The organism is Tenacibaculum sp., from assembly GCF_050290165.1.
Taxonomy (GTDB): Bacteria; Bacteroidota; Bacteroidia; order Flavobacteriales; family Flavobacteriaceae; genus Polaribacter.
This window is the reverse complement of sequence record NZ_JBNKHD010000014.1, coordinates 1-21788: the sequence shown is the minus strand read 5'-3', so window position 1 is coordinate 21788 and position 21788 is coordinate 1. Positions and strand designations below refer to the sequence as shown.

Below are 21788 nucleotides of genomic sequence, written 5' to 3'. Positions count from 1 at the left end.
AATATGCGTTGTTTATTTTGGCTAACTCTTTTTTTAGCTAGCTTCGTTCACGCTCAAAACCCTAATATAAGTAAGAAAGAAGCTACAAGAACTATTCATATACTTTCTTACAATACTATTTTTAGTAAACATTACAAAGGGTTTAAAATAAAATACTCTGAGTTTATAGATACTGAGGAGGACTTTATAATTCCTGTTGCATTTTCATTTAATAACTATCAACTAAAATCAAATGTTTTAAAAAATAAGGGCTACAAAAATTTTAATCAATTTTTATTAGGAGCTAGTTTGGATGGGTTTATTAAATTTCACAAAGGTATTTATGTAGGTGTTGGTATAAATATTCCTTTTGGGTATGAAACAACTAAGGATTTTAATAACGAAAAAAAATCAAAATTCTTAATTGGAGTTGAATCTAAACAAGGAATAAGGTTGATTCCTTGGGAAGATTTAGGTATAGTTTTAGGCGTAAATTACAAACAACATTTTATCAATTCTAATGTGTTAAATAGAGAATTAAACTTTGAATTGGAGTTAGGTATTAATTTTTAAAGGTTTTTAATTTTCTAGAGAGCGAAAATTATAACATTTGAAATCAAATTCGTACTTTCGGCGAGTAAAATATATATCATGGGAGGAAATCATTTATTTTTAGTACTTGCATTAGCAGTAGCTGCTGTATATTTCTTTAATAAATACAGAAGTAATAAAAAATTTAGAAGAAAATAAAAATAGTACTATCCTGATACTTCGGGAAAAAGTAGTTTTTTAAAGTTTATTTCATCTCTTCTTCTTTATAAATAGGGAACTTATGGGCAAGATTAGAATTACCAAGCAATTTAACTTCGAAACAGGACATGCTTTATATGGTTATGATGGAAAATGTAAAAATGTTCACGGACATAGTTATAAATTATCGGTAACAGTAATTGGTTCACCGATTAGAGATACATCGAATGTTAAGTATGGTATGGTTATCGATTTTGGAGATCTAAAAAAGATTGTAAAAGAAGAAATCGTTGATGTTTTTGATCATGCTACCGTGTTTAATAAGAATACACCACATGTAGAGTTAGCAAAAGAGTTAAAAGATCGAGGACACCACGTTATTTTGGTAGATTACCAACCAACTAGTGAAATGATGGTGATTGATTTTGCTAAGAAAATCCAGAGTCGTTTACCAGAAAATATTAAACTACACGCGATAAAGCTTCAAGAAACAGAAACTAGTTTTGCGGAGTGGTATGCTGCAGATAATGAGTAACTAAATCTAGTTAATTAATGAGGAATATTATAGTTATTTCCCGTTAAACTCATTCATTGTATTTGCCAAACCAGCATTGATAAATGAAGTAACCGCATTAACAGAAGTTGGTATGCGTTCAATCATAGCACTTTCTTCTTCAGCTGTCCATTCTCCTAGTACATAATCAACTTGTCGCCCTTTAGAGTATTCTGAACCAACACCAAATCGAAAACGAGGATACGCACCTGTATTAAATTTATCTTGGATGTCTTTCAATCCGTTATGTCCACCAGAACTTCCTTTTCCTTTAATGCGAAGCTTTCCGAAGTCGATATTTAAATCATCAGTAATAACCAGTAAATTTTCTACTTGAATATTTTCTTTTTGCATCCAGTATTTAACCGCTTTTCCACTTAAATTCATATAAGTGTTAGGTTTTAAAACAATAACGGTTTTGCCTTTAATTTTGAGGTTGGCAACATCACCTAATTTTTCAGTTTCAAAAGAACCTCCATGCTCTTTTACAAAAGCATCTACAATTTTAAAGCCAATATTATGACGTGTGTTGTGATATTTTTCACCAATATTACCTAAACCTACAATTAAAAATTTCTTCATGGAATTGTCTTCTATAGCTGTTGTTTGTGTTTTAGAAAAACCACATAATCTTTTTACAAAAGCATTAAAAATCATGGGGCAAAAATAAAAAAAGCGCTACACTTGGTAACGCTTTTTGCAAACTTAACGAAGTATAAGTCTTATTTTTTTCCAGCTTCTGCTGCTGCTTTAGCCGCGTTACGAGACATACGAACTTGAGCAACTACTGTGTTATCTGGGTGTAAAATAGTATAGTTATCGTTCTTTAACGTAGTAACATATAACTTATTACCAATTTCTAACTCAGTGATATCAGCTTCGATAAAATCTGGTAAGTTAGCTGGTAATGCTTTTACTTTTAATTTACGTAAGTTGTGACGTAAAGCTCCACCAATCATAACCCCTTTAGAACTTCCTACTAAGTGTACAGGAATTTCCATAGTTACAGCTTTATCTTCGAATAACTGATAGAAATCGATGTGTAAGATATTATCGCTTACTGGGTGAAATTGGATATCTTGTAATACCGCATTGTAAGTTACACCATCTAATTCAATCGTAGCAGTAAATACGTCTGGAGTATATACTAATGGTTTGAACGCTTTTTCATCTGCTGAAAAGTGAACAGGTTTGTCTCCTCCGTATAATACGCAAGGAACCTTTCCAGCATTACGTAAGTCTTTTGTAGCTCTTTTACCTACGCTTTCTCTTTGAGATCCTTTGATTGTAATTGATTTCATTACTTTGTTTATTAAATTTATTTACATTAAAAATTGATCACTGATAGATGTATTGTCTTGAACTTTATGCATCACATCAGCGAATAAAGCGGCGCAAGATACAACTTTTATTTTAGATATGTTCTTTTTTAAAGGTATTGTATCTGAAACAATTAACTCAGTTAATTGTGAATTTTGAATTCTATCATAAGCATTTCCAGAAAGAATAGGGTGCGTACATATAGCACGTACACTTTTTGCGCCTCTTTCTATCATCAAGTCAGCGGCTTTGGTTAATGTTCCTCCTGTGTCAATCATATCATCAACAAGAATCACATTTTTACCTTTTACCTCACCAATTAACTCCATATGTGCTATTACATTGGCTTTTTGACGTTGCTTGTAGCAGATAACCACATCACTTTCTAAATATTTAGAATATGCATAGGCTCTTTTTGAACCTCCCATATCAGGTGAAGCAATAGTTAAATTGTCCAACCCTAAGCTTTTTACATAAGGTAAAAATATAGTAGAAGCAAATAAGTGATCTACTGGTTTTTCAAAGAAACCTTGAATTTGATCAGCATGCAAATCCATGGTCATAATTCTAGTAGCTCCAGCAGTTTCTAATAGTTTTGCCACCAATTTAGCACCAATAGCTACACGAGGTTTATCTTTTCTGTCTTGACGTGCCCATCCAAAATAAGGCATTACTGCTGTAATGTGTCTTGCTGATGCACGTTTAGCAGCATCACACATCAATAGCATTTCCATTAAATTATCTGTTGAAGGGAAAGTAGATCCTACAAGAAATACTCTACGACCTCTTACAGATTCTTCAAAAGCAGGTTGAAATTCACCATCGCTAAAGTGTGTAGTAATAACATTTCCTAGTTCAATCCCATATTCTCTAGCAATTTCTTCTGCTAATTCGATACTTTGTGAACAGGCAAAAATTTTTGGGCCTAATTGATTTGTAGCCATTTACAAAAAGATATTTATAGTTAGTGTTGTTGTTGTGGCAAAAATAAAACTATTTTAAGAGTTTAAAAGATATTTTAAATGAAATATTTTATAGATTTGCAATCTCCAAAAGCCAAAGTGGTGGAATTGGTAGACACGTCGGATTCAAAATCCGATGCTCGCAAGGGCGTGTGGGTTCGAGTCCCACCTTTGGTACTAAAAAAAGACGATTCAAAAGTTTTATTTTGAATCGTCTTTTTTAGTAAAGTTAAGAATCCAACGATACCCAAATTTATCAGTAAGCTCACCAAATAAAGCACCCCAAAAACTATTTTCTAGAGGATGATTTTGCTTGCCATTTTTAGAGAGCTTTGTGTAACAAGATTTAATATCTACTTCGCTATAGCAATTTAGTAGTAAGGATATATTATTTCCTTTAGCCAAACCTTCATCACTTACCATATCAGACCCCATTAATACAAAGTTCTCTTTCTCGAGAGTAGCGTGTAAAATGTAATTTTTCATTTTTTTTGGCAATTTTTTGGATAGAGGGGATTCACCTATGGTTTGAAAAATAAGCTTCCCCCCTAAACATTGCTGATAAAATTTCATAGCTTCCCTACAATTACCATTGAAAGTAAGGTATGGATTTACTTGTAGCTTAACCATTAGTCTCTGCGTAGCTTTTAAAGCAATTTAAAATAGATTGCCAACCTCCTTTTTGCATTTCAATTGAATTTTGGGTTTCAGCATCAAATTTTATAACAATTGTTGTAGTGTTTTTATCCTCTGTAAAGTTTACTGAAACATTTCTTCCATCATCAATAGTATACACAATTGTTTCATTAAGTTTCACATCATTATAAATTCCGCTAAAATCAAAACCAAAACTACCATCTTTGGCTTCCATTCTGGAAAGAAATTTTCCACCTATTTTTAAATCATTTTCTGCTTTTGTGGTATGCCAATCTTCAGATGGAGTATTCCATTTAACAATATGCTTCGAATCCGTGTAAAGTTCCCAAACCTTTGCTACTGGAACATTTACTGTTGCTTTAACTGTGATGATTGTTTTTTCTGTGATCATTATTTTTATTTTTTAAGATTAATTACTTATACAAAGATGCAACGAGTTTTTAATAGTTACGATATATGAAAATGACAAGAAAAGGGTGATTTATGACAAAATAATTTATCTTTATAAAGAGATTATACGCTAATAGAAAATGAAAAATGTAAGTATTCTTGTTCCTGAAAATTCGGTAATGCAAGCCATAGCAGATCCTCAGTATTTATTTTCTGCTGCCAACCAGTTTATGGTTGCTAATGGTAAAAATCCGTTATTTAATATTCAGTTAGTTGGTTTAAAAAAGGAAGTTAAAATCAATGAAGGACTATTCTCTATCAATACTTCACAACGCTTAAATGAAGTTGAGCAAACCGATTTGGTAATTATTCCAGCGTTGTTTGGCGATATGAAAAAAGCGATTGAATCAAATAAACAATTATTACCTTGGATAAATGATCAATACCAAAAAGGAGCGGAAATAGCTTCGTTATGTGTAGGAGCTTTTTTATTAGCTTCAACAGGATTGCTTGATGGGAAAAAATGTTCTACACATTGGGGCTTTCAAAATGAATTTCGAGAAATGTTTCCTGATGTAGAAGTTGTAGATGGTAGTATTGTAACAGAAGAAGACCGCCTTTATTCTAGTGGGGGAGCAATGTCTTACTGGAATTTATTACTTTATTTGTTAGAAAAATACACTGATAGAGAGACAGCCATATTAGCCTCTAAGTATTTTGCTATTGATATTGATAGAGAAAGTCAGGCAGCTTTTGCCATGTTTCAAGGGCAGAAAAATCATACGGATGAAGCTGTTAAGCAGGCTCAAGAATTTATTGATAAGAACATTCATGAGAGAATTACAATTGATGAATTGGCAGATTTGGTTTCTGTTGGAAGACGGAGCTTTGAGAGACGATTTAAAGCAGCAACAAACAATTCTGTTTTAGAATATATTAATAGAGTAAAAGTAGAGTCTGCTAAACGAAGCTTTGAATCAAGTCGCAAAAACATTAACGAAGTGATGTATGATGTAGGGTATACAGATACCAAGGCATTTCGCACTACTTTTAAGAAAATAACAGGGTTAACTCCTATAGAGTATAGAAATAAGTATAATAAGATGTCTTCTGTATATCAAGACTAATTACTTTCTTCTTTTTTGAAAATTTTTTCAAAAGCCTTGTATACAGATAAATGTAAAGCATCTCCGTGGTTTTGCTGTTCAAAAAATTCAAAAAACAGGTTGGTGTTTTCTTTCTTGTGTAGCTTTAACTTGTTATATAATTCGTTTGCTACTCGTTCCATAATTGGTCCTTCTTTTCCAACCGAGATAAAAATTGATTTTTTTGATGTATATGAAGTAGGTTGATAGGTAAGTAAAGATTCATCATCCCACCACAAACTAGGGCTTACGATAATATAATTATCAAAAAGGTCTGGATTTTTAAATAAAATTTCAGTTGCTAAGAGCCCTCCAAGAGATTGCCCAATTAAAGTTTTTGTTGAATTGGTTTTATATTTTTTATCAATAAATGGTTGTAGTTCTTTTTTGATAAAACTGATGAAATTTTCAGATTTTCCTGTTGTAGGAAAGTCCTTTTTGTCTTTTTTGTTATTGGTAGGATAAGTAAAATCTCTTTTTCTATCAACATTAGAAATACCAACAACAATAGATTCAGGAAGCATGTTAATCCAAGAAAAAGAACCAAATTGTACAAGTCCAGAAATATGAATAAAATCTTCATCAATAGAACCATCTAATAAGTAAATTACAGGATATGTTTTTAATGAATCTTTTGAATACCCATTAGGTAAATAAATATTTAAAGCTCTATTTTCATTGAGGGTGTTTGATTGAAACTCTATTTTTTCACCTATAGAAATAGGAGTGATATTAGTTGGTTGAATTTTATTTTGAGCAAAAACCTGACTAAATAAGGTTAGACAGATTAATGTCAAAAATGGTTTTCTAATTTTCATTTGCATTTTATAAGGTTGTAGAGATTTAATTCAATGAACTTTCAATTAAAGTGATATATCTGCTTTTCCTGCTTCATATTCCTCAGGAGTGTTAATATTTCTTATTAAGTTGTCGTCAACCTCAATAATTTCAACCTCAGAATTGATTAACATTTTGCGTGGACAAGAATATCCCTGTGCTAAATAGGCTAACAATTTTCCGTAAGCTCTTGGTTCGTAAATAGTGATTAGAGGTTCTGGAAACTCTTTGTTTTTTCCTTTAACAGCCGTAGCTACCTTAGAAGGGTTTCTCTTTTGTAATAAGAGTTGAATGAGCTCGTTATTTACAAACGGAACATCAGTAGCCATAACTAACCATGCTGAGTTTGGATCTTTTTGAAAAGCAGAACAAATACCTCCAAACGGCCCTAAGTTTAAAAAAGCATCGGGAATTTCATTTGTCATTTCTGAAGAAGTAGATACATCTCTTACAGAATAAAAAGTTTCTAGATTGTTATTTTCTAGCAACTCTTTTACATGTTCTTTTTGAGGCTTTTTATAATACACTAACTCCGATTTATCACGTCCCATTCGAGTACTTTTTCCACCGGTTAATACCAGTCCTTTTATGGGAGCTATGTTTTGTTTAATGAGATTATGAATATGATTAGAGATTTTATCAATCTCATTAATTGTATAAGAAGTGATGTTTTTGATGTTTGGAAAACGTTCTAGTAAACAATCAAAATATTTTGAGTTTTCATTCAACTTAATTACAAATTGAACACTGGTTAGTTGGTCTAATCTCTTTTTTACAGAAGCTTCCTTTTCGTCATCTAAAATTAAAATTTGCTTTGCTCCTTGGTAATGATTTCCATTAATGAACACTAAATCGTGATTGTAAAACTGCAAACGTTGTTCGTATTTGTTTACAGAAGAAGTAGTCTTTATTTGTAGATTTCCTTCATGGTGAAAAGTGTATTCTGATATGATGTTTTGCTCAATATTTTTAGCATGAGAAGCATCAAAATATCCTAAGTTATATTGTGATAATTTTTTAGAAACTTGATGAACAAGGTTTGCTATAGTACCACATTGGGTTCCTAAGATAGCAACTTCATTAGGGGCAAAATTATCGTTGTGCTTTTTTTCTAGACTAGTATGTTTAGTGTGTTTTTTACCCATTTTTAATATCTGATTTTCCACCTGTCTTTTCTACTAACTTAACTTCTTGAATCACCATTTTTTGACTGATAGCTTTACACATATCGTAAATGGTTAAACAAGTTGCAGAAGCACCTGTAAGCGCCTCCATTTCTACTCCCGTTTTTCCTTCAATAGTCACTTTACAAAAAACCTCCACGTGTTCAACGTCTATAATATTGATATCAATATCCACTCCATTGATTAACAAAGGGTGACACATTGGGATGATATCTGAAGTTTTTTTCACTGCTTGAATTCCAGCAATGATAGCGGTTTGAAAAACAGGCCCTTTTTTAGTGATGAGTTCATCATTGGTAAAATGACTCACAATTTCTGAACCTAAAAACATAGTAGCTTTGGCAATAGCAGTACGTTTCGTGATTTTTTTATCAGAAACATTTACCATTTTAGGTTGATTTTGTTCGTTTATATGGGAAAAGTTGCTCACTTTGTATAAATTTTAAATGTTGAGTTTTTAATTTTTAGTCAAACTTTGTTGTGATGTTTTTACAATTGCTGTTAATAGCCTAATTAGTTCGTGAATATCTGAAAGTATATCTGTAACATCAATATTTGTTAAATCACTTTCTTTTAATAGGCGTAACCAATATTTAGTTTCTCTAGCCTCTTTTGAAGAAATAGACATTTTAGCTATAAAGTCTCTTTTACTTTGTCCTGCTAAAGCCTCTTCTATATTAGCTCCTATTGAAGTGCCACTTCTTAAAAGTTGCTTAGAGATTATATATTCGTTTTCAGAAGACAATTTTTTATAAAGTGTAATTATTTTAAGTGAAAACTGAAAACTTTTTTCTTGTACAAGGCTCTTTTTCATAACTTAAAATTAAGAATTTAAAACTAAAAACTACGAAACGTTAGTGTCGGAAAAACACTTCCTTTCTTAAATTCTATTTCTTCAGTTTTGGGGAGTTCAATAAAACCATCAGCCTCTACTAAACTTGCTAAATCTCCTGAACCATTTCCTTGTATTGGAGTTGCATATACTTGTCCGTTTTCCGAAGTTAATTTTACCTGTAAAAAACAGCTCAAATTGGGTTTGAAAGTGATGTTGTCAGCTAAAATTGCGGTTTTTTCTTTGGAAGGAATCTCAACAGATTTTTTATACCAAGGATAAAAATACACCAAACAATTTACAAATGTAGATACTGGATTCCCTGGAAAAGCGAACACATTACAATTATCAGTAACACCAGCCCAAAAAGGCTTTCCAGGTCTTTGTGAAACTCTATGAAATAACTTTTTAACACCCAGTTCATCTAAAACCTCAGGTAAAAAATCAAACTTCCCTTTGCTTACAGCTCCACTAAATAATAACACGTCATATTCTTGTAGAAAAGACGCTATTTTTTCTTTTAAAACTGATCTTTCGTCAGCTATATGAGCTGTGTCTGCGGGGATTTTTAAATCATTCAGTAAAGAAACTAAGGTGTATACATTGCTTCTTCTAATCTGATGTGCTAACGGAGTTTCATGAGTGTCAACCAATTCATCACCCGTAGAAACAATCATTACTTTAGGTTGTTTGGCTACTTTAACCATAGCTTTACCTACAGTAGCTATAACCCCTATTTCAGCCGCAGAAATAATCGTGTTCTTTTTAATAAGAACGTCTTCTTTGGTTTTGTCTGAACCTTGTACATGAATATTTTGCCCTTTGGTAATTTCATCAATATTGATAGTTGCCATTAAGGTATTGATGTCTACATCTTCGTAACGAATTACCGTATCAGTATTGTTAGGTAAGCAGGCTCCTGTCATCACTTCATAACAGTTTGAAGTATTCTCCATAGTTTGTTGAGGTGCTCCTGCAGGCTGAATACCTTCAATTTTAAAATCACGAACACCGTATTCAAAAAAACGATGATTGATCGCAATACCATCCATTGCCACTCGGTTGAATGGAGGAAAATCTCTATCGGCAACAATATCTTCCTTTAAAACTCTTCCGACAGCTTCTAAAAACGGGATTTCTTCAATTCCGAAATCTTGTGTGTTTTCTAAAATTATATGTTTAGCTTCTTCTACAGTAATCATTTGTATAAATAAATGTAATTGATGGTTTGTCTAAAAGACTAGATTATCCTCCAATGGTACTCATACTTTCAGAAACATTCCCTTGTTTACGGTTGGCTTCAGCCACAAAACCATTTTCTGGTTTTTCTTTTATGAGTGATAAAAACAACGCTTTTAAATCTTCATTGCTCGCACCATTTCTGATAAAATCGCGTAGATTAAAAACACCATCATCAAACAAACAGTTTTTAAAAGTCCCGGTAGAGGTAACTCTAATTCGGTTGCAATCGTTGCATATGGTACGAGTAAAAGCAGGAATGATTCCTACTGTTCCTAAGTGACCTTCAACAGCAAAATTTCGTGAGGTAGAAGATTTTTCTGTGATGAGTTGTGTAACGTTATAATTTGATTGTATCTCGTTTAAAATCTTGTTGTAGTTCCAAACTTCTTTAGTGTTTCGTTGTCCTTTTCCATTAAAAGGCATCTCTTCAATAAAACGAACTGCAATATTCTTCTCTTTGGTCAACGCAACAAAATCAACTATTTCATCAGTATTAAAACCCGATTGCACTACTACATTCAATTTTAAATTGAGTGGACTTTTTTCTAGTAATTCAAATGTTTTATATACTTCTGGGAATACGTCCCGACGCGTAATTTTCGCAAACTTATCAGCATGTAAACTGTCAATACTTAAATTGATAGTTTTTATTTTCTTAAGTCTTTCTAAATCTTTAATGTGTTTAGAAACGAGTGCTCCATTGGTAGTGATATTGATAGCATCTAGTAAATCGTTATAAGATAACATTTCTAAAAACGACATAAAGTCTTTACGGGCAAAAGGTTCACCTCCTGTTAAACGAACTTTGTTTACACCTAACTCGGTAAGTACTCTGATAATGCGGTACATTTCTTTGTAGGTAAGTAGTTCTTTACGAGGTACAATGTCAATGCCTTGTGCAGGCATACAATACTGACAACGTAAATTACAACGGTCAGTTACAGCTAGCCTTACATAGCTAATTTGCCTCCCAAAATTATCGATGAGTGTACTCATAGCGTAAAGGTACGGATTAATCAATCAACTTTTCCTGTCATTTATCATGGTTTTATTGAAAGAAAATACAAGCTTTCTCAAAACCAAAGATTACACAATCTCCATTTTTTTAAGAAGAAAAGATGCATTCATGTTTTTACATACGCCGCTTTTCATTTTATAGTCAAAAAACAACTCATCATTGATGATTTCAGCGTCAAAATAATGGTTTTCTATTTGTGGTGCATATTCATTTACCAAATCACATAAACTCACATCGTGGGTGGCTATAATTCCTGTAGAGTTTGAGTTACTTAGTTTTTCAATAAACTTTTTAGAGCCTAAAGCTTTGTCTTTGCTATTGGTTCCTTTTAAAATTTCATCTAATACAATGAAATAATTCTCACTAGTGATTTCATCAACAATAAATTTCAAACGTTTTAATTCTGAATAAAAGTACGATTCATCATCGGTTAACGAATCTGAGGTACGCATACTTGTAATTAGTTTAATAGGAGTATAGTTATATCTTTCGGCGCAAACGGGGAGTCCACAATTAGCCATGATTATTGATAAAGATATGGTTCGTAAAAAAGTGCTTTTTCCAGCCATATTTGCTCCAGTAATTATAAAAAACTGTTCGTTGTTTATTGTAAAGCTGTTATCGACCCTTTTAGAAGTATTCAATAACGGGTGTCCTAAGTTTTTAGCTTCAATAATGTTTGTTTCTTTTTGAATCTTTGGAAAAGTGTAGTTAGGATGATTATACACAAAGTTTGCTAGTGAATTTTGCGCATCAAAAAAACTAACGGTTTCAAACCACTGGGCTATTACGTTTTTATATTTGGCAATCCATTGTTCTGTTTTAATTGCATTTAGAATGTCCCATAAAAACAAACCATTTCCAACTACCGCAATTAGCACGTTGTTTCGTTGATCGAAAGCGTCTAATATTTTTGAGAATTTTTTAAAAATAACCGAAGCTTTTTCTTCTTCTGAAGCTATGTCGTTTTGTTTTTTTAGTAGTATAGCAGAAGAAAATTGTTGGTTTTCTATTTGTTCTAACAGTAAATAATATTGCTTAAAAATATCTTTTGCCTGATTGGCATCGGTATATAGTTTTTGTGTAGCTTTTAAAGAAGTTAATGTTATTCCTAACCCGATAAAAAACCATATTAAAAGTACAGAAAAGCTAATGATTTTAAATATTACTAGTGCAATTAAACCAATAGAAATTAATGGAAAAACTTTGATAATAGTTGAAAGGAAACTTGGGAGTTTTGAGTGGTAATTTTGTATCCAATGAATAATTGTTGAGGTATCTTTTTTAGAAGACGCCAAACTTTCTAAAGCGGCAAAATGTTGTCGCCATTCTATTTTTAATGAAAGTTCTTGTAGTGCCTTTTGTTTTTCAGAGATATTGGAAATATGGTTGCTTGATAAAATTCTAGCAAGTAATTTTTTGCCATCATTGGTTACCGTTCTGTTAATGAATTGGAAGAATGACCCTTTTCCAAATAAATCAATATCGTTGCTAAAAAAATGAAGAGGATTTATAAAATCTTTCCCTGTATCTAAAGAGTTGTATTTTCCATTTAAAACAGCTATTTCGGTGACGTTGATGCTTTTTTTTGTGTTAATTATTTTTCTGTTTTCTTTTAATTTTTGATGATGTATTACTAAAAAAACAAAAAGAGTAATTCCGGTAAAACCAATAATCAAAGGAAGGTTTGGAACTCGAAAAGTGTAATATATTCCTATTGAAGTAGCTAAAAATACAGTAAACCTCAATATTCGAATGGTTACAATTTTCTTAGAAAGGACTGCACTTTTTTTTTCTAATTCAATAAGTTGAGATTTATAAAAGTCTAAAGGTTTTTGCATTGTAAAATAAATAAGGGTAAAAGTACATCTTTACTGAGAATATATTTTTTAGAAGTCGTATTTTCGTTGTATGCCTACACCATTAGAACTTCAAATACAAACATTGCCCAATTCACCGGGAGTTTATCAATATTTTGATAAAGAGGATGTGATTATTTATGTAGGAAAAGCTAAGAACTTAAAAAAACGTGTTTCGTCGTATTTTACTAAGAATCATGAGAATGGTAAGACTCGAGTTTTAGTGAAAAAAATTGTTCGGATTGAACATGTGGTGGTTGATACAGAGACAGATGCTTTACTCCTCGAAAATAATTTGATAAAAAAATATAAACCACGATACAATGTGTTGTTGAAGGATGATAAATCGTATCCGTGGATTTGTATTAAAAAGGAACGATTTCCACGTGTATTTTCAACGCGAAGAGTTGTAAAAGATGGTTCGGAATACTTTGGTCCGTACACCAATATGCGAACGGTACATGCTTTATTAGATTTAATTAAAGAATTGTATCCGTTACGAACGTGTAATTATGATCTAAGTCAAGAAAAAATAGATGCTGATAAATACAAGGTTTGTTTAGAATATCATTTAGGAAATTGTAAAGGGCCTTGTGAAGGGTATCAATCTGAAGAGGATTATTTAGAAGATATAAGAGCAATTCGAAACATCATCAAAGGTAATTTTAAAGAAAGCTTACAACAATTTGAAAAATTAATGCTCGATTTTGCTAATAATATGCGCTTTGAAGAAGCCCAGAAGATTAAAGAAAAATTAGCATCTTTACAGAACTATCAAGCAAAATCTACGATTGTGAATCCATCGATTAACAATGTAGATGTGTTTTCTATCATTTCTGACGAATCACATGGGTATGCGAACTTTTTTAAGGTGATGAATGGTTCCATAGTACAATCATATACTACAGAGATTAAGAAAAAGTTAGATGAAACTGATAAGGAGCTATTAGAGTTATTTATTATTGAAACCAGACAGCGTTTTAACTCTTTATCGCGAGAGATTTTTGTGCCTTTTAAGGTTAGTGTTGGTAAAGATATTAAGGTAACTGTTCCTAAGCTAGGAGATAAAAAACGTATTATAGAACTCTCTGAGCGCAATGCAAAGTTTTATCGTCAAGAACAATTTAAACAAATAAAAATTGTAGATCCTGATCGTCATGTAAAGCGAATTATGGCACAAATGCAAAAGGATTTGCGATTAGGAAAAGAACCACGTCATATTGAGTGTTTTGATAATTCCAATATTCAAGGAACTAATCCTGTAGCTGCTTGTGTGGTTTTTAAGGATGGAAAACCAAGTAAGAATGACTATCGTCATTTTAATATTAAAACAGTAGAAGGGCCTGATGATTTTGCTTCGATGGAGGAAGTTGTTTACAGAAGGTATAAAAGATTGTTAGATGAAGACCAACCATTGCCTCAATTAATAGTTATTGATGGAGGAAAAGGGCAATTATCATCAGCTTTAAAAAGTTTAGATGCTCTAGGTTTAAGAGGAAAGATTGCTATAATAGGAATCGCGAAACGCTTAGAGGAAATTTATTATCCAGGAGATTCTGTTCCGCTGTATTTAGACAAAAAATCAGAAACGCTTAAAGTAATTCAGTATTTGCGTAACGAGGCTCACCGCTTCGGAATCACTTTCCACAGAAATAAAAGAAGTAAAAGTGCGATACAATCAGAATTAGAGCAAATTCCAGACATAGGTAAGCAAACAATCACCAATTTATTGCGTAAATTTAAGTCAGCAAAACGTGTTAAAAGTGCTAGCTTAGAAGAATTAAAAGAAGTCGTTGGAAACTCAAGAGCTCAAAAGATATATCAATATTACCAAAAAAAAGAAGAATGAAAAAGTTGCTAATTTTATTATTATTTCCAGCATTGATGTTGGCACAAAATCAACCCAAGGTTGGGCTGGTGCTTAGTGGTGGAGGTGCCAAAGGATTTGCACATATTGGAGTTTTAAAAGAATTGGAAAATGCAGGTGTCCAAGTAGATTATATAGGAGGGACAAGTATGGGGGCTGTTGTTGGTGGCTTATATGCTTCAGGATACACAGCGGATCAGATAAAAGAAATTGTTCTAGGGGCTGACTTCATGAGCTTGCTGCAAGATAAAGTTTCTAGGAGAGAAAAGCCTTTTTTTAGTAAGCAGCATGGAGAAAAATACGCAGTTTCCTTACCAATTAAAAATGGGAGTTTAGGATTGCCTTTAGGGTTGTCCAAAGGACAGAACGTGTTAAATTTTTTGACTGAATTATTGGCTCCTGTTGATGAGATTAGTGATTTTTCTCAACTTCCTATACCCTTTTATTGTGTAGCAACAAATATTGAAACAGGTGAAGAAGAAGTTTTAGAAGATGGTTCATTACCATTAGCTTTAAGAGCTAGTGCTGCATTTCCCTCGTTATTAAACCCAGTAGACATTGATGGTAAGCTGTTAGTAGATGGGGGAGTTGTAAATAATTTCCCAGTTGATGTCATGAAAAAAAAGGAAGTAGATATCATTATTGGGGTAAGTGTTCAAGGAGAATTATTGAAAAGAGAAGAGTTGTCTTCAGTAGCTTCGCTTTTATTACAGATTATCAACTTTCAGATGTATAAAAAATCAGATCAACAAATAGATCTGTTAAATATATATATTCGACCTGATGTTGTTGAATATAGCGTGATTTCATTCGATAAGAAAATAGGAATTTTAGCAGAGGGAGAAAAAAAAGCAAAAACGTTTAAAGTAGTTTTTGATAGTATAGCAAAAATGCAGCCTCACAAGAAAAAGATATCAAAAGTAACCTTACAAGAAAAAAAGTTTCTAGTAGACAGAATAATTATTAAAGGGAATAAAAATTACACAAATAATTACATTTTAGGAAAGCTACAATTAAGAACAGGAGATAGTGTATCATATCAAGAAGTATCAAAAAAAATAAATACATTAACGGCTTCTAAAAACTTTGATAGAATTGATTATCACTTCGAAAAATCTTTTCAAGGTAAAAAGTTAGAACTCACAGTAAAAGAAGAAAAAGTACTGTCTTACTTCCGATTGGGCTTGCATTATGATTTGCTATACAAATCAGCAGTATTGCTAAACTATAATCATAAAAAATTACTTTTTCAAAATGATGAACTTTCTTTTGATGTAGTGGTAGGAGATAAAATAAGGTACAATGTTGAATATTTTGTAGATAATGGGTTGTTACCCAGTTATGGAATTAAATCAAGATACAATAGTTTTAACAGTAGTTTTTTATACGATACTGGGCTAATTACTGGAAAGTATACTGATTTTTCAAGTTCAATATATTTACAGACAACCTTTGATAAAAAGTTCGCTATTGGTATTGGTGCTGAGCATAAAAACTTAAATGCAAGTACGCAGAATATTTCAGCGGATGGAAAAGAAGATTTTTTTGATAGGAGTAATTATATAAACACATACTCTTACGCGAAATTAGATACATATGATAAAGAAATGTTTCCAAATAAAGGTGTTTATATAGATTTAGGGTTTAAATGGTTTGTGTGGTCTGATAGAAATAATAGGCTTGATGAATTAATAGATAATAGTGCTCCTTTCCAACAATTTTCGCAGTTAGGTGGGACATTAGGTTTTGCTACAACTTTTTATGATAAATTAACCTTTCAATATATCTCACAAGCAGGATACACTTTAGGTAAAAAAGATTCAGATATATTTGATTATCGCTTGGGGGGTTATAACCAAAATTACATTAACAACTTTATTCCTATGTACGGTTATGAGATAGGAGGGCTTCATGAGCAGTCTTTTTTAAGATCAGAATTTAATTTGCGGTATAAAGTTTTTAAAAATCATTACGCGATGTTCATCGCCAATTATGCTCGTGTAGAAGAAGATGTTTTCGATAATGGAGACTTATTTAGAAACACCAAGTCAGGATATGCTGTAGGATATAGTGTAGAAACCTTTTTAGGTCCTATTGAATTAAAATATAGTTGGTCTCCAGATCATTCTGAAAAGCATTGGCTATTTAATCTCGGATTTTGGTTTTAGATATAAAAAAAACCCATATCAATTGATACGGGTTTTTTTATTTCATAATAAGATTGCCTTACTTACTTTTTATTCTTTTTTTGAAGAAAAACTTGTATTGTAAGTATTGGTAAGCATCTCTAGGTAATATTTTAATCCACTTTTTGTGTTGCACAAACCATTTAAAACGGATAGAGTTTACGCCTTTTGTTAAATAAGCAGCAATAAAGGGATGCACATTCAAAGTGATTTCCTTGTAGTTTTTATCGCTATTTATAATGCGTTCTAACTCAGCTTCAATTTTATCTAATAAAACGATAGGAGCTTCTACTTCTCCATTTTTATTAGGGTTTGGTTCACGTGTTTTTATTTCTAATTCAGGTCGTACGCGTTGTCTTGTAATTTGTACTAAACCAAATTTACTTGGAGGTAAAATTTTATGTTTAGTACGGTCTAAAGCCATCGCATCTTTTAAATGTTGATATAATTTTTGCCTATTTTCGGCAGATTTCATATCAATAAAGTCAACTACTATAATACCGCCCATGTCTCGTAACTGTAATTGACGAGCTATTTCACTAGCGGCAATTAAATTGACTTCTAAAGCAGTTTCTTCTTGGTTTAAGGCTTTATTAGAACGGTTACCACTATTTACATCTATAACATGTAAAGCTTCGGTATGTTCTATAACTAAATAAGCACCTTTGCTCATTGAAACTGTTTTACCAAATGATGTTTTTATTTGACGTTCTATTCCATATTTTTCAAAAATAGGTACGTCAGAAGAATGGAGTTTTACAATGTTTTCCTTTTCAGGATATATTTCCTGTAAATACTCTTTAATTTCAACTTTTAATGTTTCATCATTGGTTACTATACTTGTAAAAGAATCGTTCATAACATCTCTCAAGATTGAAGATGCTCTATTTAACTCACTTAAAATTTTGGTTGGAGTATTGTTGTTGGGAATACGTTTACACATAGTTTTCCAACGATCAAGTGAGTTTTGTAAATCTTTGTCAAGTTCTGCTACCTTTTTGCCTTCGGCAACAGTACGTAAAATAAGTCCAAACCCTTTAGGTCTGATACTTTTTGCTAATTTTTTTAAACGCTCCTTTTCTTTTGGATCAGCTATCTTTTGCGATACCGATATACGATCTGAAAAAGGAACTAAAACTAAAAATCTACCTGCTATAGAAAGTTCCGAACTAATACGCGGACCTTTGGTAGATATAGGTTCTTTTACAATTTGTACTAATAAATTTTGACCTGATTTTAGTACATCATTAATACTTCCGTCTTTGTTGATATCTTCTTCAAAGCGAAAGTTTTTTAAAGTGAATTCTTTGTAATTACCTGTGCTTACTTTTTTAATGAATTTGTTTAAAGATTGTACTTGTGGACCTAAATCATGATAGTGTAAAAAACCATCTTTTGGGTATCCAACATTTACGAAAGCGGCATTTAAACCAGTCATTACTTTTCCTATTTTAGCAAGAAAAATATCACCAACTGAAAAATTATTGTCGCTTGTTTCTTTGTTTAATTCAATAAGTTTACCATCTCTTAGTAAGGCGAAATCAATATCAGAAGAATTGGAACGAATAATTAATTCTGTTTTCATTCTGAATATAGTTTTGTGCCGACGTAATTACTTACGAAGACGGATTAAAATTTGTAAACAGGTATAATTTTTATACCATTTTAAGGTGTTAAAACCTTAATGTCAATGAACGTAGCGTATAAAAGCAACGAAAAAGTAAGCTACTGCTTACTTTTTCTTATGACGATTTGCTCTTGCTCTTTTCTTTCTTTTGTGTGTAGAGATCTTAGCTCTCTTTCTTTTTTTACCACTTGGCATAGTTAAAATGTTTTGTAAAGTCCTACAAGTTAAGACTTTTGGTTAATACTTTTTTAATTATTTTACGGCTACTTTAGTTTTTACACCTTCAGTAAATACCTTAGATGGTTTAAAAGCAGGTATATTGTGCGCAGGTATTTTGATAGTTGTATTCTTAGAAATGTTTCTACCAGTTTTCTCTGCTCTAGTCTTAATAATAAAGCTACCGAAACCTCTTAAATATACATTATCTCCATTCTCTAATGCATCCTTTACTTCGTCCATAAATGCTTCAACAGTCGCCAAAACATCCGCTTTTTCAATTCCACTCTTATCTGAAATTTTAGATACGATATCTGCTTTTGTCATTATAAATATATTTTGTTTTGTTTTCTTAAAAAATTGAGGGTGCAAATATATGATAATTAATCTATTCCGAAAAAAATAAGAATAAAAATATCTAAATAAAATATGTTAATTTTGCGGGCACAATTTACGTAAATGATTTTAGCTAACAAACTAATTTACTGGTATTTACAAAACAAAAGAGAGCTTCCTTGGCGAAAAACTAATGATCCATACCGTGTTTGGTTAAGCGAAATTATGTTGCAGCAAACACGCGTAGCACAAGGCTTGCCCTACTTTTTAAAGTTTACAGAAGCTTTTCCTACAGTGTTTGATTTAGCTAAAGCAAATGAAGGCAAAGTATTAAAATTGTGGCAGGGGCTTGGGTATTATTCACGAGCTAGAAACTTACATTTCACAGCTAAGTACATAGTAAAAGAATTGAATGGGGTGTTTCCTGAAAACTATAAAGGATTATTACAATTAAAAGGGGTGGGGGATTATACCGCTTCAGCAATTGCATCTATTTGTTATGATGAACCTGTTGCGGTTGTTGACGGAAATGTATATAGAGTTTTATCCCGTTATTTTGGAATAGCTACACCTATTAATTCTACCAAAGGAATTAAAGAGTTTAAAGAATTGGCACAAACATTAATTGATGCTTCACAACCAGGAGTGTATAACCAAGCAATCATGGATTTTGGTGCATTGCATTGCAAACCTCAAAATCCGTTGTGTAATGAGTGTCCAGTATCTGATAGTTGTGTGGCGTTGGCAAAAAATAGTATCAACGACCTCCCTGTAAAGGAAAAGAAAATCAAAATAAAAAAACGATACTTTAATTATTTGGTTCCAATTACAGATGATAATCAAACAGTTTTAGAAGAACGAACAGGAAAAGGAATCTGGCAAGGGTTGTATCAATTTCCTCTTTTGGAAGCCAAAAATGAAATTGATGAAAAAGAATTAATCAAGCACGAGCAGTTTATAAAGCTGTTTCCGCAAGAGACAACGGTTTCGCTTTTCAATAATGAAAATATTGTTCACAAATTATCACATCAACATTTAATTACCCGATTTTGGGTAGTGAAAACCAAAGATGTAAATGGAAAAACAATGAGTTGGTCAAAGGTGAAAAAGCAACCAGTACCAGTGTTGATTGACAAGTTTTTGGAGGAATATTTAAACGAGGAATTCTAATTTTTGTATATTTGATTTTACACTAAACTATAATGCTATGGCAGGAACAATTAATAAGGTTATTTTAATAGGACATTTAGGAGATGAAGTTAAAATGCACTATTTTGAAGGAGGCAATTCGATTGGTCGTTTTCCGTTAGCTACTAACGAAACATACACTAATCGCCAAACAGGAGAAAAAGTAACCAATGTTGAATGGCACAATATAGTAGTACGTAATAAATTGGCTGAAATTTGCGAAAAATATTTAACCAAAGGAGATCGTGTGTATTGTGAAGGTCGAATAAAAACACGTCAGTATGAGGTAGATGGTCAAAAAAGATATGCTACTGAAATACATGTGCAAGACATGACGTTTTTATCTACTAAAAAAGATCCGAACAATATGGCTTCCAATGAAGTTCCACAACAAGGAAGTCATACTCCACCAAGTATAGCTCCAGAAGAAGATGACGATTTACCATTTTAATTAAATTTTAAAAGTTGGACCCAGAACCCGAACCTTTATTTTTATTACTCTCAAGTTTTGATTGGTTGGCAGCTGTCAACTGTTTACTATTGCTTTTTTTATTGATTTGCTCTGCTTTAGTTTCAGGAACTGAGGTGGCTTTTTTCTCAATATCTCAAACAGAATTAGATGAGCTTTCATCAAACTCAAAAAAAGAAAACACTGTAGTAAAGCTATTAAATGACCCTAAAAAATTATTAGGAACCATTTTAATCACCAATAACTTTATCAATATTCTTATTGTATTGTTGTTTGCTTCTTTGGAAGACTTCATGTTTGGAGGAGCCAATTTTTCTATAGATCTTATATTCTTTACGGTACCTGCATCTTTAATTAAAGTTTTAATTGAAATTGGTTTAGTAACCTTTTTAATTTTATTATTTGGTGAAGTATTACCCAAAGTATATGCAAGCCGAAAGTCATTACAGTTTGCAGGCCTTATGGCGAAACCCATTCAAGTATTAAATACCTTATTAACTCCGTTAAGTTTGCCACTTATTAAGTTAACAAGTATTATTGAAAATAAGCTGGGAAATAAGAATAGTAACCTTTCAGTAGAACGTTTATCGCAAGCGTTAGAGTTAACATCTGATGATGCAACAACTAAAGAAGAACAAAAAATATTAGAGGGAATTGTAAGTTTTGGAAATACTGAAACTGTGCAAATTATGAAGCCTCGGACAGATGTTTGTGCGATAGCCGAAGATGCAAGTTACGAAGTGGTGTTACAAACAATTTTAAAGAATGGTTATTCGAGAAACCCTGTGTATCGTGAAAATATGGATACTATAGTTGGGGTTTTGTATGCTAAAGATTTGTTAGAGCATTTGAGTAAAAAAACATTCAAATGGCAAAAACTGATGCGAGAGCCTTTTTTTGTACCTGAAAACAAGAAACTAGATGATTTGTTAATTGAGTTTCAAGAAAAGAAAAAGCATTTAGCAATAGTAGTTGACGAATATGGAGGAACAAGTGGAATTGTAACCTTAGAAGATGTTATTGAAGAAATTGTAGGTGATATTAATGATGAATTTGATGACGAGGATTTGACCTATTCGAAGCTTGATGAAAATAATTATATTTTTGAAGGAAAAATAACCATTAAAGATTTTTGCCGAGTGTTGGATGATGAAGATGAAGACAAGTTTGA

General features: G+C 32.0%; 22 protein-coding genes and 1 tRNA gene. 9 read left to right on the top strand and 14 right to left on the bottom strand.

Annotation, left to right across the window (positions count from 1 at the left end; genetic code table 11):
- Positions 1–3: 3 nt before the first annotated feature.
- Together ACQY6M_RS10635 and ACQY6M_RS10630 are read left to right on the top strand one after the other, a co-directional pair.
- Complete coding sequence (locus ACQY6M_RS10635) at positions 4–552, top strand: hypothetical protein (protein ID WP_428743541.1); 549 nt, start codon at positions 4–6, stop codon at positions 550–552.
- A 259-nt stretch (positions 553–811) separates the two neighbouring features.
- Positions 812–1264 (top strand): 6-pyruvoyl trahydropterin synthase family protein, encoded by a 453-nt coding sequence (locus ACQY6M_RS10630; protein WP_428743542.1) that lies wholly within the window; start codon positions 812–814, stop codon positions 1262–1264.
- Positions 1265–1297: 33 nt separating this feature from the next.
- On the opposite strand, the gene pth is transcribed toward ACQY6M_RS10630, so the two are convergent.
- From pth to ACQY6M_RS10615, 3 genes are all read right to left on the bottom strand, one after another.
- Positions 1298–1864 (bottom strand): aminoacyl-tRNA hydrolase, encoded by a 567-nt coding sequence (gene pth / locus ACQY6M_RS10625; RefSeq protein ID WP_428743543.1) that lies wholly within the window; start codon positions 1862–1864, stop codon positions 1298–1300.
- Between the two features lie 140 nt (positions 1865–2004).
- Positions 2005–2583 (bottom strand): 50S ribosomal protein L25/general stress protein Ctc, encoded by a 579-nt coding sequence (locus tag ACQY6M_RS10620; protein WP_428743544.1) that lies wholly within the window; start codon positions 2581–2583, stop codon positions 2005–2007.
- Between the two features lie 21 nt (positions 2584–2604).
- Positions 2605–3546: a ribose-phosphate pyrophosphokinase gene (locus tag ACQY6M_RS10615; protein ID WP_428743545.1), complete on the bottom strand. Its 942-nt coding sequence runs from the start codon at positions 3544–3546 to the stop codon at positions 2605–2607.
- A 111-nt stretch (positions 3547–3657) separates the two neighbouring features.
- Here ACQY6M_RS10615 and ACQY6M_RS10610 point away from each other — a divergent pair.
- Positions 3658–3741, top strand: a tRNA-Leu gene (locus tag ACQY6M_RS10610).
- A gap of 24 nt (positions 3742–3765) precedes the next feature.
- On the opposite strand, the gene ACQY6M_RS10605 is transcribed toward ACQY6M_RS10610, so the two are convergent.
- Both ACQY6M_RS10605 and ACQY6M_RS10600 read right to left on the bottom strand, forming a co-directional pair.
- Complete coding sequence (locus ACQY6M_RS10605) at positions 3766–4194, bottom strand: VOC family protein (protein WP_428743546.1); 429 nt, start codon at positions 4192–4194, stop codon at positions 3766–3768.
- Entirely contained in the window at positions 4187–4612 is a 426-nt protein-coding gene (locus tag ACQY6M_RS10600; RefSeq protein WP_428743547.1) for an SRPBCC family protein, read from the bottom strand. The genes ACQY6M_RS10605 and ACQY6M_RS10600 overlap by 8 nt, the downstream gene beginning before the upstream one ends.
- A gap of 139 nt (positions 4613–4751) precedes the next feature.
- Here ACQY6M_RS10600 and ACQY6M_RS10595 point away from each other — a divergent pair, with 139 nt between their 5' ends.
- On the top strand, positions 4752–5738 hold the full coding sequence (locus ACQY6M_RS10595) for a GlxA family transcriptional regulator (protein WP_428743548.1): 987 nt from the start codon (positions 4752–4754) through the stop codon (positions 5736–5738).
- On the opposite strand, the gene ACQY6M_RS10590 is transcribed toward ACQY6M_RS10595, so the two are convergent.
- The 7 genes from ACQY6M_RS10590 to ACQY6M_RS10560 form a co-directional block, all read right to left on the bottom strand.
- On the bottom strand, positions 5735–6574 hold the full coding sequence (locus ACQY6M_RS10590; protein WP_428743549.1) for an alpha/beta hydrolase: 840 nt from the start codon (positions 6572–6574) through the stop codon (positions 5735–5737). The genes ACQY6M_RS10595 and ACQY6M_RS10590 overlap by 4 nt on opposite strands.
- Positions 6575–6619: 45 nt before the next feature.
- The gene (locus ACQY6M_RS10585) at positions 6620–7738 is read right to left on the bottom strand and encodes an NTP transferase domain-containing protein (protein ID WP_428743550.1); all 1119 of its coding nucleotides are present in this window, start codon (positions 7736–7738) and stop codon (positions 6620–6622) included.
- A complete protein-coding gene (gene moaC, locus ACQY6M_RS10580; protein ID WP_428743551.1) occupies positions 7731–8207 on the bottom strand; it encodes a cyclic pyranopterin monophosphate synthase MoaC in 477 nt (158 codons plus the stop codon). Before moaC ends, ACQY6M_RS10585 begins: the two co-directional genes overlap by 8 nt.
- Positions 8208–8234: 27 nt before the next feature.
- A complete protein-coding gene (locus tag ACQY6M_RS10575; protein ID WP_428743552.1) occupies positions 8235–8591 on the bottom strand; it encodes a four helix bundle protein in 357 nt (118 codons plus the stop codon).
- 23 nt (positions 8592–8614) lie between these two features.
- On the bottom strand, positions 8615–9811 hold the full coding sequence (locus ACQY6M_RS10570) for a molybdopterin molybdotransferase MoeA (protein ID WP_428743553.1): 1197 nt from the start codon (positions 9809–9811) through the stop codon (positions 8615–8617).
- 43 nt (positions 9812–9854) lie between these two features.
- Positions 9855–10847, bottom strand: a complete 993-nt coding sequence (gene moaA / locus ACQY6M_RS10565) for a GTP 3',8-cyclase MoaA (protein ID WP_428743554.1) — start codon at positions 10845–10847, stop codon at positions 9855–9857.
- A gap of 90 nt (positions 10848–10937) precedes the next feature.
- On the bottom strand, positions 10938–12710 hold the full coding sequence (locus tag ACQY6M_RS10560) for a MutS-related protein (protein ID WP_428743555.1): 1773 nt from the start codon (positions 12708–12710) through the stop codon (positions 10938–10940).
- A gap of 70 nt (positions 12711–12780) precedes the next feature.
- Between ACQY6M_RS10560 and uvrC the strand changes: the two genes are divergently transcribed.
- Together uvrC and ACQY6M_RS10550 are read left to right on the top strand one after the other, a co-directional pair.
- Positions 12781–14577, top strand: coding sequence for an excinuclease ABC subunit UvrC (gene uvrC / locus ACQY6M_RS10555; protein ID WP_428743556.1), 1797 nt, complete (start codon positions 12781–12783; stop codon positions 14575–14577).
- A complete protein-coding gene (locus ACQY6M_RS10550; RefSeq protein ID WP_428743557.1) occupies positions 14574–16763 on the top strand; it encodes a patatin-like phospholipase family protein in 2190 nt (729 codons plus the stop codon). Before uvrC ends, ACQY6M_RS10550 begins: the two co-directional genes overlap by 4 nt.
- A gap of 58 nt (positions 16764–16821) precedes the next feature.
- On the opposite strand, the gene ACQY6M_RS10545 is transcribed toward ACQY6M_RS10550, so the two are convergent.
- The gene (locus tag ACQY6M_RS10545; protein ID WP_428743558.1) at positions 16822–18366 is read right to left on the bottom strand and encodes an Rne/Rng family ribonuclease; all 1545 of its coding nucleotides are present in this window, start codon (positions 18364–18366) and stop codon (positions 16822–16824) included.
- A gap of 294 nt (positions 18367–18660) precedes the next feature.
- Complete coding sequence (locus ACQY6M_RS10540; RefSeq protein WP_028891679.1) at positions 18661–18951, bottom strand: HU family DNA-binding protein; 291 nt, start codon at positions 18949–18951, stop codon at positions 18661–18663.
- Between the two features lie 132 nt (positions 18952–19083).
- Between ACQY6M_RS10540 and mutY the strand changes: the two genes are divergently transcribed.
- The 3 genes from mutY to gldE all read left to right on the top strand — a co-directional run.
- Positions 19084–20130 carry an A/G-specific adenine glycosylase gene (gene mutY / locus ACQY6M_RS10535; protein ID WP_428743559.1) on the top strand — a complete coding sequence of 349 codons (1047 nt, stop codon included), beginning with the start codon at positions 19084–19086 and terminating at the stop codon, positions 20128–20130.
- A gap of 37 nt (positions 20131–20167) precedes the next feature.
- Positions 20168–20599, top strand: a complete 432-nt coding sequence (locus ACQY6M_RS10530; RefSeq protein ID WP_428743560.1) for a single-stranded DNA-binding protein — start codon at positions 20168–20170, stop codon at positions 20597–20599.
- 14 nt (positions 20600–20613) lie between these two features.
- The coding region (gene gldE / locus ACQY6M_RS10525; protein ID WP_428744954.1) for a gliding motility-associated protein GldE at positions 20614–21788 on the top strand (1175 nt) is incomplete at its 3' end.